Origin of the sequence: Altererythrobacter sp. B11 (assembly GCF_003569745.1) — a bacterium.
Lineage (GTDB): Bacteria > Pseudomonadota > Alphaproteobacteria > Sphingomonadales > Sphingomonadaceae > Croceibacterium_C.
In genome coordinates this window covers 1,945,162-1,958,710 of record NZ_AP018498.1, presented here as the reverse complement: position 1 = coordinate 1,958,710, position 13,549 = coordinate 1,945,162, and the positions used below count along the sequence as shown (strand labels likewise).

The window sequence follows — 13,549 nt, the reverse complement described above, 5'->3', positions numbered from 1 at the left end:
CGTGACGCCCTACCGGCGAAGCGCTGACAGTTCAATGAACGGTTACAGCTCGCCGCGCCGGCCGATCCGTTCCACCCGGGCGTTCACCTGTTCGCGCACCTCGGCGCTGACGAAGGGACCGATATCCCCACCGAACAGCGCGATCTCCTTCACCAGCCGCGAGGCGATGGGCTGCAGCGACACATCGGCCATCAGGAACACCGTTTCGATGTTGGCATTCAGCTGCTGGTTCATGCCCGCCATCTGATATTCGTATTCGAAATCGGCGACTGCGCGCAGGCCGCGCACGATCACGCTGGCCCCCTGCGCCTCCGCAAATTTCATCAGCAGCGCGTTGAAGCCACGCACCTCCACATTCTCCAGCCCCTGCCGCGCCACTTCGGCGCGCACCATCTCCATGCGCTCTTCGGGCGTGAACATCGGATCTTTGGATGGGTTGGTGGTCACGCCGATGATCAGGCGGTCGACCAGCTTGGCACCGCGACGGATGATGTCCGTATGCCCCAGTGTGACGGGGTCGAAAGTGCCCGGATAGAGGCCGACCCGCTCTCCGCTGCTGTTCTTGCTCACCGGTCGCGCTCGACGACGAAGCGAGCCAGTGCGCGCAGAAGGTCCGCTTCCGCGCCATGGGCCTGGAGGTGGCCGATCGCCTGCTCGCTCAGGGCCCGCGCCTGCTGCCGCGCGCCGTCCGGTCCCATCAGCGAAACGAAGGTGGCCTTCCCCTGCTCCGCGTCCTTGCGGAGCGCCTTGCCGGCCTTTTCCTCGTCGCCTTCATGGTCGAGCAGATCGTCGGCAATCTGGAAGGCGAGGCCAATGTCGCGGGCATAGGCACGCAGATGCGCCCTCCCCTCTGCGGGTACGCGGCCGAGGATCGCCCCCATCTCCACCGCCGCCCCCAGCAGCGCGCCCGTCTTGAGCTGCTGCAGCCGGGTAATGGTGTGGAGATCGAACTCGCTCTCCCCCGCCGCCATGTCCATCATCTGCCCGCCGGCCATGCCCTTGTGGCCGCTGGCGGTGGCGAGCGCCTGGACCAGCTCTGCTCGCACGAAGGGATCGCTGCTGGTGCGGGGATCGGCCAGAACTTCGAAAGCCAGCGCATGCAGCGCATCGCCCGCCAGCACGGCGGTTGCCTCGTCGAACACCTTGTGGACGGTCGGCTTGCCATGGCGCATGTCGTCATCATCCATGCACGGCAGGTCATCATGGACCAGCGAATAGGCATGGATCGCCTCCACCGCGCAGCCTGCGCGCAGCGCGCACTGGCGGGAGACGCCATACATTTCCGCCACGGTTACGAGCAACATCGGGCGCACCCGTTTCCCGCCGCCGATCGCGGCATGGCGCATCGCGGCGATCAGCCGCGCGCGCGGATCGTCCGGTACCTCCAGCAGGGAATCGAAGAGTGCATCCACCTCCCGCTGAACCCGCTGGAACGCGCGCCCGAGGAGGTCATCGGCGAGGACGAGGCCCATCCGTCAGGCCCGCGCTTCAATCGGCATCGAAGGGCTCGGTCGCGGCCGGTCGCCCGTCCGGGCCGGAGACGATCTTTTCGATCCGCGCCTGCGCCGCGTCCAGCCGCGCCTGGCAATGCTGGCGCAGCAGCTCGCCCCGCTCGTACAGCGTGATCGATTCGTCCAGCGGCACCTCACCGCCTTCGAGCTGGCGAACGACGTCTTCCAGCGCCCGCAGGGCCTGTTCGAAGCTCATCGCGGCGATTTCAGAACCCTGCTCCTCCATGGGCGCGAGCAATGGCCGTCATCCGCGGGCCGGTCAAGCCGCCGCGCCGCCGCCTGCCCCAACCGGCTTTCGCGTGGACGACCGTTGAAGGACAGTTTACCGGATCGGGAAGCCGCTCTAAGGGCGCTGCCATGTCCGAGATTACGCCCGAAATCGTCGAGGCCCACGGCCTCAGCCCCGAGGAATATGAGCGCGTGCTGCATGCGCTGGGGCGCGAGCCCAATCTGGTGGAACTGGGCATCTTCTCGGTGATGTGGAGCGAGCACTGTTCCTACAAGTCCAGTCGCCTGCATCTCAAGAAGCTGCCGACCGAGGCACCCTGGGTGATCTGCGGCCCCGGCGAGAATGCCGGCGTGATCGACATCGGCGATGGGCCCAATGGCGTGAAGCAGGCCGCCATCTTCAAGATGGAGAGCCATAACCACCCGAGCTATATAGAGCCCTATCAAGGTGCCGCGACCGGCGTGGGCGGCATCCTGCGCGATGTGTTCACCATGGGCGCGCGGCCGGTGGCCAATTGCAATGCGCTCCGCTTCGGCCGGCCCGAACACCCCAAGATGAAGCATCTGGTGCAGGGCGTCGTGGCCGGCATCGGCGGCTATGGCAATTGCGTGGGCGTGCCCACCGTGGCGGGCGAGACCAATTTCCACCCCGCCTATGATGGCAACATCCTGGTCAACGCGATGACCGTGGGCGTCGCCGATGCGGACAAGATCTTCTATTCGGCCGCCACGGGGGTGGGCAATCCGATCGTCTATGTCGGTTCCAAGACCGGGCGCGACGGCATCCATGGCGCGACCATGGCCAGCGCCGATTTCGGCGAGGATTCGGAGGAGAAACGCCCCACCGTGCAGGTGGGCGATCCCTTCACCGAAAAGCTGCTGATCGAAGCCTGCCTGGAACTGATGGCAACCGATGCGATCGTGGCCATTCAGGACATGGGCGCGGCGGGGCTCACTTCCTCCAGCGTGGAAATGGCCACCAATGGCAAGGCCGGCATCCGCCTGGACATGAACAAGGTGCCCTGCCGCGAAGAAGGCATGACACCCTACGAAATGATGCTCAGCGAAAGCCAGGAGCGGATGCTCATGGTGCTGAAGCCGGGCAAGGAAGCCATGGCAGAGGCGATCTTCCGCAAGTGGGAACTGGATTTCGCCGTGATCGGCGAAGTCACCGCCACGCAGCACATGGTGCTGGAATTCAACGGCGAAGTGGTCTGCGACATCCCCCTCGGGCCGCTCGCCGCCGACGCGCCTGAATATGACCGGCCGCACATGCCGCGCGAGGAATATCGCCGCTGGGCCGGCGTCACGTCGCTGGAGACTGCGCCCGACGCCACTGATGTCGGCGCGGATCTTCTCAAGCTGATCGGCAGCCCCGACCTCGCCAGCCGGCGCTGGATCTGGGAACAGTATGACAGCCAAGTGGGCGGCGACACGCTGCAGCTTTCCGGCGGCGATGCAGGCGTGGTGCGGGTGCATGGCACCCGCAAAGCACTGGCGATGACCACCGATTGCACACCGCGCTATTGCTATGCCGACCCTTACGAAGGCGGCAAGCAGGCGATTGCCGAGGCCTATCGCAATTTGTGTGCCGTGGGCGCGACCCCTTTGGCAGTGACCAATTGCCTAAACTTCGCCAATCCACGGCGGCCGGAGATCATGGCCCAGTTCGTCGGCTGCCTCGAAGGCATGGGCGACGCCTGCCGTGCCCTGAACTTCCCGATCGTGAGCGGCAATGTCAGCCTCTATAACGAGAGCAAGGCCACCGGCGGCGGTAGTGCGATCCTGCCCACGCCCGCCATCGGCGGGGTCGGCTTGCTGAGCGACTACGCAAAGATGGCGACCATCGCCTTCAAATCCGAAGGCGAAGCGATCTATCTGATCGGGGCCGAAGCCTGGGCCACCGCGCATGGCAATCGCGGCCATCTCGGCCAGTCGCTGTGGCTGCGCGAGATCCATGGGCGCGAGGAAGGGCTTCCGCCGCAGGTCGATCTTACGCTGGAAAAGAACTCTGGCGAGTTCATCCGCGAACTGATCGAGGCCGGCCTGGTCAGCGCAGTGCATGACGTGTCCGATGGCGGCCTCGCGGTGGCGCTGGCCGAAATGGCGCTGGCCGGCGGCTTCGGCGCGGAAGTGACCGGGCATGAATCCTATTCCGACGCGCAATGGTGGTTTGGCGAGGATCAGGGCCGTTATCTGGTGACGGTGCCGGACATGCACGCCTTCCAGCAGCAGATCGCCAAGGGCACACGCGACGAGGACACCGCCTCTTCCGGCATTCGCCGCGTGGGCACGGTGTCGGGCGACCGGCTGTTCGGCGTGCCGATCGCCGAATTGCGCGAGGCGAGTGACCGCTTCTTCCGCGAGTGGATGGAGAGCTGACGCTCTCCTCCGCGCGGCCGGGAGGGCGCCATGGCGACAACTTCAGCCGACCGGATATTGTCGCTGGACGTCATCCGCGGAATTGCGGTGATGGGGATATTCTCGGTCAACATCGTCGGCATGGCGATGATCGAGAATGCCTATTTCTATCCCCCAGATTACGGGTTCGATTCGGCCGCCGACCGGGTGATGTGGGCGATCAACTTCATCCTGGTGGACGGCAAGTTTCGCAGCCTGTTCTCGATCCTGTTCGGCGCGTCCACCATTCTGGTGATCGAGCGCGGGATCGCTGCGGGCAAGGAAGACTGGCAAGTCCACTTTCCACGCATGGCCGCCCTGCTCGCTTTCGGCCTGATCCATTTCTATCTGCTGTGGTGGGGGGATATCCTCACTAATTATGCGCTGGTGGGCATGGTCGCCTTCTTCTTCTGGCGCATGCGGCCGGAACAGCTGCTCACCTCCGCGATCATCGCTCTGACGCTGTTCTACATTCCCGGCATGGCCAGCGGATCGCAGAATCTGGCCCGCTATGAAGCGACAGTGCCGCCCGGCGCTTCACCCGCGCAGCGCGCGGAGGCACTGGCGGCGCTGGAGCGCGATCTGCGTTCCACTCCGGAGGAAATCGCCCAGGATCGCGCCCGGCATGCCAGCCCCGCAGTCCATTTCGCGGCCACTGTGGCGGAGGAGCAGACGCGCCCGTTCCGAACGGTACTCGTCTACGGGCTGGAAACGCTGGGCATGATGTTGCTGGGCATGGCAGCATATAAGACGGGCTTCCTGACCGGCTCCTGGCCCCGGCGGCGATATGCGCTGGTGGGGGCGCTCTGTACCGGGGCGAGCCTCGCCTATTTCGGCACCGGCGCCGTGCGCGTCCTGCAGTCGAATTTCGACCCCCTCACCTTCTTCGCGTGGGACAGGTTCTATGCCGGGCCGCTGCATCCTGTGGCGGCAATCGGCTATGCCGCGCTGATCATCCTCGCCTTTCCCCACCGCAACGCGGTGGCGGTGCGGCTGGCAGCGGTAGGACGCGCGGCCTTCACCAATTACCTCGGCGCCACGATCATCGCTTCACTGCTGTTCTTCGAAAGCGGCTTCGGCCTCTATGGCGATCTCTCGCGCGGCGAGGTGTGGCTGTTCGTGCCGGGCGTATGGCTCATCATGCTGCTGTGGTCGAAACCCTGGCTCGACCGGTTTCGTTACGGCCCCTTCGAATGGGCCTGGCGCAGCCTGTCGCGCTGGCGGTGGGAACCGATGCGCAAGGCCGCGCCAATTCCCTAACCCGCCACCCAATTGTGGCGCGGAATGCCCAGCAGCTTGAGCAGCGCCGTCAAGTCCCCCCGGTCCACCCAGCCATTGGCGGCGGCGCGCGCCTTGGGCTTGGCGCGGAAGGACACGCCGTAATCGGCCGCCTGCAGCATCGGGATGTCGTTGGCGCCGTCTCCCGCGCTCATCGACAAGGCCCCCTCGCCCAGCTTCGCCAGTTCCTCGCGCAGGACGCGCTCCTTCACGGAAGAATCGGTGATCGCGCCGACGAGTTCGCCGGTCAGCCTTCCCCCGGCCACGGCGAGGCGGTTGCCGACCACATGCTCCAGCCCGATCCGCTCCGCCACCGGATCGGCGAAATGGTGGAAGCCGCCCGTCACCAGCACCGTGCGGCAGCCGTGTTCGCGCAGCGTGGCGATCAGCGTGCGCGCCCCGTCGGTGGGGACAATCCGCTCCGCCAGGCAGCGGTCGATCGCCTCCTCCTCCAGCCCCGCCAGCAAGGCGACGCGCTCGCGCAGCGCGCTTTCGAAATCCAGCTCGCCCTGCATGGCGCGTTCGGTGATCGCGGCGATCTGCGGCTTCAGCCCGGCAAAATCGGCAAGTTCGTCAATGCATTCCTGGCCGATCATGGTGGAGTCCATGTCGGTCACGAACAGGTCCGGCACGCGGAACTCGTCCCGGGCGATGATCGCATCCGAAGGGGCGAACCATTGGTCGATCACCTGCCGCAGCGCGGCGGTGTCGTCGCCCGGCAACATCAGCTGCAACACCTCGCCCGCATGGTCGAGCATCTGCGCGCTGGCGAGCGGAAGGCCCGCCTGTTCCAGCGCACCGGCCGCGGCGTCGAGCCGTTTCTCCAGTCCGGCGGGGTCTGCTATCAGCCGCGCGATGAGCAACAATCTGTCTCCTGGTCAAAAAGCGGTGGCGCTCATCGCAGGGCCGACCGCCAGCGGCAAGAGCGATCTCGCGGTGGAGCTGGCGCTGGAACTCGCCCGGCGGGGCTCGCGGGGCGTGGTGATCAATGCCGACAGTGCGCAGGTCTATGCCGATCTCGCGGCGCTCAGCGCAAGGCCGACGGAGGCGGAAATGCGGGGGGTGGAGCACCTGCTGTTCGGCGCCTGGGACGGCGCCGCCGCCTGTTCCGCGGCGGACTGGTCGGAGGCGGCGCGGCGCACGATCGAGCAGGCTCATCGCGCCGGCGACGTGCCGATTCTCGTAGGCGGAACAGGGCTTTACCTGCGCAGCCTGCTCGACGGCATCGCCCCCATCCCGCCGATCGATCCGACGATCCGGGAGGAGGTGCGCGCCCTGCCCACTGCGGAGGCCTATGCCGCGCTTCAGCGCGAGGATCCGCAGCGCGCGGCCGCGCTGAATCCGGGCGACAGCAGCCGGATTGCACGCGCGCTGGAGGTGATACGCTCCACCGGTACATCGATGGTGCAATGGTTTGGGCATGCTTCCGGCGGCATCGGCGAAGCGATCACCCTGTTCCCGCTGGTCCTGCTGCCCGATCGCGACTGGCTGTATGAACGCTGCGACCTGCGCTTCGCCCGCATGTTGGATCGCGGCGCAGTGGCGGAGGTGGAGGCGTTGCTGGCGCGCTGCCTCTCTCCCGAGCTCCCGGTGATGCGGGCGATCGGCGTGCCGGAAATCGCCGGCTGGCTGCGCGGCGAGTGGAGCCGCGAGGAGGCCGTGGCGCGGGGCCAGCAGGCGACACGAAATTACGCCAAGCGGCAATTCACCTGGTTCCGCCGTCAGCCTCCGGAAGATTGGCAACGCACAGGAAATGAAAATAACTCAATCCCCCTCCGTTTTGAAACTTTGTTCCGACATTTGGGGTTGACATGATATAAACTGTCTCCTAGCAGCTTCTTCGACGCGGAGTGTTTCCGCACCGAGTTGGAGAGGAGCGGCCCGGCGCGAACCAATCGCGCCGGGTCCGTTTTTTGAAGAGGGTCGTGATCGTGAGTGAAGAACGCAGCGGCGCTGCGATATTGATCGAAAGCCTGGTCCGTCAGGGCGTCGAATATGTCTTCGGCTATCCCGGCGGCGCCGTGCTGCCGATCTATGACGAACTGTTTTCCGACAAGCGCATCCGCCACATCCTGGTGCGGCACGAAGCGGGCGCGGCGCATGCGGCGGAAGGCTATGCCCGCTCCACCGGCAAGCCCGGCGTGGTGCTGGTCACCTCCGGCCCCGGCGCCACCAATGCCATCACCGGCATTGCCGATGCCTTCATGGATTCGATCCCGCTGGTCGTGATCACCGGGCAGGTGGCGACCAATCTGATCGGCACCGATGCCTTCCAGGAAGCGGATACGGTCGGCCTCACCCGCCACTGCACCAAGCACAACTATCTGGTGAAGGACCCCGACGCCCTCGCCGCCACGATCGACGAGGCGTTCGAGATCGCGACCACCGGCCGCCCCGGCCCGGTGGTGGTGGACATCCCCAAGAACGTGCAGGTCGCCACCGCCATGCTCAGCGCGCATGCGCCCCAGCGGCCCAGGCGCTACCAGCCGCGCATGGTTGCCGCGGTGGAGGAAATCGCCGACGCCATCGAGCTGATCGCCGGCGCAAGGCGGCCGGTGTTCTACACCGGCGGCGGGGTGATCAATTCCGGCCCCCGCGCCAGCGAGCTGCTGCGCCAGCTGCAGGCGCTGACCGGCGCCCCCGTCACCTCCACGCTGATGGGCCTGGGCGCCTTCCCCACCGACCATGCCGACTGGCTGGGCATGCTGGGGATGCACGGCACCTATGAAGCCAATATGGCGATGAACGAATGCGACGTGATGGTGAACATCGGCGCGCGCTTCGACGATCGCGTGACGGGCCGGCTGGACGCCTTCTCCCCCCATTCGAAGAAGATCCACATCGATATCGACCGCGCCAGCATCAACAAGGTGGTGGAGGTCGACCTGGGGATCGTGGGCGATTGCGCCACCGTGCTGGAACAGCTGATCGCGGCATGGGACGGGCGCAAGCCCGCCGATCTGGCCGAATGGAAGCAGCGGGTCGAAGGCTGGCGCGAACGGCGCAGCCTGTCCTATCCGGCGCGGCCGGATTCGATCATGCCGCAACTGGCGGTGGAGCGGCTCTATGCCGCCACGAGGCATCTCGATCCGATCATCACCACCGAGGTCGGCCAGCACCAGATGTGGGCGGCGCAGTATTTCGGCTTCCAGGGGCCCAACAAGTGGCTCACCAGCGGCGGCCTCGGCACCATGGGCTATGGCCTGCCGGCGGCGATCGGCGCGCAGCTGGGCAATCCCGATGCACTGGTGATCGACATCGCCGGCGAAGCATCGATCCAGATGAACATCCAGGAACTGGGCACTGCCAGCCAGTTCCGCCTGCCGGTGAAGGTGTTCATCCTCAACAACGAATATATGGGCATGGTCCGCCAGTGGCAGGAACTGACCTATGAAAGCCGCTATTCCAATTCCTATTCCGACAGCCTGCCCGATTTCGTGCGGCTGGCGGAGGCTTATGGATGGAAGGGCATCCGCATCCATCAGGAAAGCGAGCTGGATGCCGGCATCGCCGCGATGATGGCGCATGATGGCCCGGTGATCGTGGACTGCCAGGTGTCGAAGGATGCGAACTGCTTCCCCATGATCCCGAGCGGCGCCGCCCATACCGAAATGTTGCTGTATGGCGATGCCCATGCCGGCACGATGGAAGACGAAGCGAAGGCCCTGGTGTGATGAAAATCCAGCATCGTGATTCCGAGCGCCATGTGCTCACCATCCTCGTGGACAACGAGGCCGGGATTCTGGCGAAGATCGCCGGCCTGTTCACCGCGCGCGGATACAATATCGACAGCCTGACCGTGGCCGACATCAGCGAGGATCACGCCGTCAGCCGCATCACCATCGTCACCAAGGGGCCGCCCCCGGTGATCGACCAGATCATGGCGCAGCTGGAACGGCTGGTGCCCGTCCACAAGGTAACGGACCTGACGGACGAAGGCCCGCATGTGGAGCGCGAGCTGGCGCTGGTGAAGGTTGCCGGCCGGGGCGAACACCGGGTGGAGGCGCTGCGCCTTGCCGATGTGTTCCGTGCCACCGCGATCGACACCACCACCTCCAGCTTCATCTTCGAGATCACCGGCGCGCCGGAAAAGATCGACAGCTTCGTGGCGCTGATGCGCGAACTGGGGCTGGTTGAAGTGGGCCGCACCGGCATCGTGGGCATGATGCGCGGGGCCGAGGGGGCCTGATCGTTCTGCGATAACGCAATCACGTCGCCAGTCCCCGCTGCGGGACCCCAGCAAAACAGGAGGCGCGCCCGGCGCTCCGCTGCTACTGGGGCCCTGCCTTCGCGGGGATGACGAAAAGTAGGAAGAGAGACATGAAAGTTTACTACGACGCCGATGCCGATCTGAACCTGATCACCGACAAGAAGATTGCGGTGCTGGGCTATGGCAGCCAGGGCCACGCCCATGCGCAGAACCTGCGCGACAGCGGCGTGAAGGACGTGGCGATCGCGCTGCGCCCCGGCTCCGCCTCGGCAAAGAAGGCCGAAGGCGCCGGCTTCAAGGTGATGAGCAATTCCGAAGCCGCCGAATGGGCAGACGTGCTGATGATCCTGGCGCCGGACGAGCATCAGGCCGCGATCTGGGAAAACGACCTCAAGGGCCGGATGAAGCCGGGCGCGGCGCTGGCCTTCGCCCATGGCCTCAACATCCATTTCGGCCTGATCGAGGCGCCGGAGGATATCGACGTGATCATGATCGCGCCGAAGGGCCCCGGCCACACGGTGCGCGGCGAATATGTGAAGGGCGGCGGCGTTCCCTGCCTGATCGCGGTGCATCAGGATGCCAGCGGCAATGCCCATGATGTTGCCCTTGCCTATGCCAGCGGCGTCGGCGGCGGCCGCAGCGGCGTTATCGAGACCAATTTCAAGGAAGAGTGTGAAACCGACCTGTTCGGCGAACAGGCCGTGCTGTGCGGCGGCATCACCCATCTGATCCAGGCCGGCTTCGAAACGCTGGTGGAAGCGGGCTATGCCCCCGAAATGGCCTATTTCGAATGCCTCCACGAAACCAAGCTGATCGTGGACCTGCTGTATGAAGGCGGCATCGCCAACATGCGCTATTCCATCAGCAACACGGCCGAATATGGCGACATCACCACCGGCCCGCGCATCATCACCGACGAGACGAAGGCGGAAATGAAGCGCGTGCTGGCCGATATCCAGTCCGGCCGCTTCGTGAAGAACTTCGTGCTCGATAACCGCGCCGGTCAGCCGGAACTGAAGGCCAGCCGCAAGGCCGCCGCCGCCCATCCGATCGAGCAGACCGGCGCCCGCCTGCGCGCGATGATGCCATGGATCAGCGCGAACAAGCTGGTGGACCAGGAAAAGAACTGATCCCGCCGGATCGGTGCGAAAGACGACAGGGGCGTCCGGGCTTGACCGGGCGCCCCTTTTCGCATGATCTATCTGCCTGTGCAGCGGGGATGAGGCTCTCGCGCCGCGAATGGTTGTAGACTTTGTCAAATTCGCGCGCCAGACTGCCGCGGCAAATTGCTCACTTGGCCAAAGTTCACTGGGAGAAAACTGATGCGTAAATGGATCCTGCCTCTTGCCGCGGCGGCTTCGATCGCCACCGTGGCGGTCGGCTCGCTGCAGGCGCAGGGCGATGCGCCCGCCGCCGTGGATGTCAGCACGATCGAAGCCGGCAGCTACACGGCCGATCCCAGCCACTCCATGGTTGGGTGGAGCGTGAACCACCTCGGCTTCAACGATTACCTCGGCATTTTCGGCGATGTCAGCGGCACGCTGACGCTGGATCCGGCCAATCCTGCCGCCAGCAAGGTGGATGTGATGATCCCGATCGCTTCGGTTACCGTGCCCAGCGCCGGCCTGAAGGATCACCTGCTGCGCGCGGGCAAGGATGGCGGCAAGCCGGATTTCTTCGGCCCCAGCCCCGCCCCGGCGCATTTCGTGTCCACCAAGGTTGAAAAGACGGGCGACACCACCGCCACCATCACCGGCGATCTCACGCTCAACGGCGTGACCAAGCCCGTGACCATCGAAGCCAGCGTCAGCGGCGCGGGCACCAATGGCATGAGCAAGAAGAAGACGGTGGGCTTCCACGGCACCACCACCCTCAAGCGGTCCGATTTCGGGGTCGATTTCGGCATCCCCTTCGGCATCAGCGACGAGGTGGAACTCTACGTCAGCACCGCTTTCGAGAAGTGATGCAGGGCGGCGGGGCGGCGCCTTATGCGGCCGCCCCGCCCCTTCCCGCCGCATTGGCACTGGATTTCTTTACCTTCGCCCGCTAGACAGCGGCGCATGACCCGCCGCGAGCTTCTATCGCTGCTTCGACTTACGCGCCCTTAGGCGCGTCACCCGCCCGTGCGCCCATTCGGCGCGCCGGGCAGCCCGCCTAAGGGGCTATCACATCACAGTCGAAATAAAGCCGCGCCCCTTGCCGTGCGCGGAACAGGCGATAAGGCACATTCATCATGCCCATGCTCAAAGAACCGGGCCGCAAGTACCGACCCTTCCCCCCGATCAACCTGCCCGACCGGCAGTGGCCTTCGCGCGTCATCGAAGCGGCGCCGCGCTGGCTTTCCACCGATCTGCGCGATGGCAACCAGTCGATCATCGATCCGATGGATTCGGTGAAGAAGAACCGCTTCTTCGATCTGCTGGTGGAAATCGGCGTGAAGGAAATCGAGGTGGGCTTTCCCAGCGCGGGGAAGACCGAATTCGATTTCATCGCCGGGCTGGTGCGCGGCGGCCGCGTGCCGGATGACGTGCTGGTGCAGGTGCTCACGCAATCGCGCGCCGACCTGATCGAAAAGAGCTTCGAAAGCCTGGAGGGCGCACGCGCGGCGATCGTCCATCTCTACAACGCCGTCTCCCCCGCCTGGCGCGAGATCGTGTTCCGCATGAGCAAGCCGGAAGTGAAGGCCATCGCCGTAAAGGGCGCGCAGCTGCTGCGCGACGAGGCGGCGAAGCGCCCCGAGACCGAATGGCATTTCCAGTATTCGCCGGAAACCTTCTCCACCGCCGAACTCGATTTCAGCCTGGAGGTGTGCGAGGCGGTGATGGAGGTGCTGCGGCCCACGCCTGAGCATCCGATCATCCTCAACCTGCCGGCGACGGTGGAAGCGGCAACGCCCAATGTCTATGCCGACCAGATCGAATATTTCTGCCGCAACCTGCCCAATCGCGACAGCGCGGTCATCAGCCTTCACACGCATAATGACCGCGGCACCGGCGTCGCCGCGGCGGAGCTGGGCCTGATGGCCGGGGCTGACCGGGTGGAAGGGTGCCTGTTCGGCAATGGGGAGCGGACGGGCAATTGCTGCCTCGTGACCGTGGCGCTCAACCTCTACACCCAGGGCGTCAATCCGCAGCTCGACTTCTCCGACATCGATCGGGTGATCGAGACGGTGGAATATTGCAACCAGCTGCCCGTGCCGGCGCGCCATCCCTATGGCGGCGAACTGGTGTTCACGGCCTTTTCCGGCAGCCATCAGGATGCGATCAAGAAGGGCTTCGAAGCGCAGGGCCAGCGCAATGACGAGGAATGGCGCGTGCCCTATCTGCCGATCGACCCGGCCGATCTGGGGCGCAATTACGAGGCGGTGATCCGCGTCAATTCGCAAAGCGGCAAGGGCGGCTTCGCCTGGGTGCTGGAACAGGGCCAGGGCCTGAAGCTGCCCAAGAAGCTGCAGGCCGATTTCTCCCGCCATGTGCAGAACATGGCGGACGAGCTGGGCCGGGAACTGGACGCGGCGGATATCTGGGACAGCTTCCAGCACGCCTATTTCATCGGCGCCGATCACGCGACCTTCGACCTGATCGATTATGAGGAAACCCGCGCCAGCGACGGCACGCGCCTGTTCGCCGGCACGATCCGCGTGGGCGGCAAGCAGCAGCAGGTCAGCGGGCGCGGCAAGGGCCTCGTCTCCTCCGTGCTCACCACTTTGCGGCAGACCTTCGGCCTGCAGCTGGAGGTGGTGGATTACACCGAGCACGCGCTCGGCAAGGGCACCGATGCCCGGGCGGCGACCTATCTCGAATGCGCCCTCCCCGATGGCAGCACCGTGTGGGGCGTGGGGATCGACGAGGATGTGGCCACCGCCAGCGTCCGCGCCATCCTCAGTGCCGCCAATGGCGCGGTGCGCGAGCCGGGCTGAGCG

At 65.4% G+C, this 13,549-nt stretch carries 12 protein-coding genes; 8 read left to right on the top strand and 4 right to left on the bottom strand.

Translation table 11 applies throughout. The features are described 5' to 3' along the window. Positions 1-42: 42 nt before the first annotated feature. The 3 genes from coaD to AEB_RS09350 are packed head-to-tail and all read right to left on the bottom strand — an operon-like array spanning position 43 to position 1,737. Complete coding sequence (gene coaD, locus AEB_RS09360; protein WP_119082949.1) at positions 43-570, bottom strand: pantetheine-phosphate adenylyltransferase; 528 nt, start codon at positions 568-570, stop codon at positions 43-45. Next, the gene (locus tag AEB_RS09355; RefSeq protein WP_119082948.1) at positions 567-1,472 is read right to left on the bottom strand and encodes a polyprenyl synthetase family protein; all 906 of its coding nucleotides are present in this window, start codon (positions 1,470-1,472) and stop codon (positions 567-569) included. Before AEB_RS09355 ends, coaD begins: the two co-directional genes overlap by 4 nt. Positions 1,473-1,488: 16 nt before the next feature. After that, the gene (locus AEB_RS09350; RefSeq protein ID WP_119084560.1) at positions 1,489-1,737 is read right to left on the bottom strand and encodes an exodeoxyribonuclease VII small subunit; all 249 of its coding nucleotides are present in this window, start codon (positions 1,735-1,737) and stop codon (positions 1,489-1,491) included. A gap of 131 nt (positions 1,738-1,868) precedes the next feature. On the opposite strand from AEB_RS09350, the gene purL reads away from it, so the two are divergent. Together purL and AEB_RS09340 are read left to right on the top strand one after the other, a co-directional pair. Beyond that, entirely contained in the window at positions 1,869-4,121 is a 2,253-nt protein-coding gene (purL, locus tag AEB_RS09345; RefSeq protein ID WP_119084559.1) for a phosphoribosylformylglycinamidine synthase subunit PurL, read from the top strand. A 30-nt stretch (positions 4,122-4,151) separates the two neighbouring features. Then, complete coding sequence (locus AEB_RS09340; RefSeq protein ID WP_119082947.1) at positions 4,152-5,399, top strand: DUF418 domain-containing protein; 1,248 nt, start codon at positions 4,152-4,154, stop codon at positions 5,397-5,399. Here AEB_RS09340 and serB read toward each other — a convergent pair. Next, positions 5,396-6,280, bottom strand: coding sequence for a phosphoserine phosphatase SerB (serB, locus tag AEB_RS09335; protein ID WP_119082946.1), 885 nt, complete (start codon positions 6,278-6,280; stop codon positions 5,396-5,398). The two genes, AEB_RS09340 and serB, sit on opposite strands and share 4 nt — an antisense overlap. Between serB and miaA the strand changes: the two genes are divergently transcribed. The 6 genes from miaA to leuA all read left to right on the top strand — a co-directional run bounded on the left by miaA (position 6,273) and on the right by leuA (position 13,546). After that, positions 6,273-7,232 (top strand): tRNA (adenosine(37)-N6)-dimethylallyltransferase MiaA, encoded by a 960-nt coding sequence (gene miaA / locus AEB_RS09330; protein ID WP_119082945.1) that lies wholly within the window; start codon positions 6,273-6,275, stop codon positions 7,230-7,232. The genes serB and miaA overlap by 8 nt on opposite strands. Before the next feature lie 116 nt (positions 7,233-7,348). Continuing rightward, the gene (gene ilvB / locus AEB_RS09325; RefSeq protein WP_119084558.1) at positions 7,349-9,091 is read left to right on the top strand and encodes a biosynthetic-type acetolactate synthase large subunit; all 1,743 of its coding nucleotides are present in this window, start codon (positions 7,349-7,351) and stop codon (positions 9,089-9,091) included. Continuing rightward, positions 9,091-9,606, top strand: coding sequence for an acetolactate synthase small subunit (ilvN, locus tag AEB_RS09320; protein WP_119082944.1), 516 nt, complete (start codon positions 9,091-9,093; stop codon positions 9,604-9,606). Before ilvB ends, ilvN begins: the two co-directional genes overlap by 1 nt. A 131-nt stretch (positions 9,607-9,737) precedes the next feature. Beyond that, entirely contained in the window at positions 9,738-10,757 is a 1,020-nt protein-coding gene (gene ilvC, locus AEB_RS09315; RefSeq protein WP_119082943.1) for a ketol-acid reductoisomerase, read from the top strand. Between the two features lie 192 nt (positions 10,758-10,949). Next, entirely contained in the window at positions 10,950-11,591 is a 642-nt protein-coding gene (locus AEB_RS09310) for a YceI family protein (RefSeq protein WP_119082942.1), read from the top strand. 269 nt (positions 11,592-11,860) lie between these two features. Beyond that, entirely contained in the window at positions 11,861-13,546 is a 1,686-nt protein-coding gene (gene leuA / locus AEB_RS09305) for a 2-isopropylmalate synthase (RefSeq protein ID WP_119082941.1), read from the top strand. The last annotated feature ends 3 nt before the right edge of the window (positions 13,547-13,549 follow it).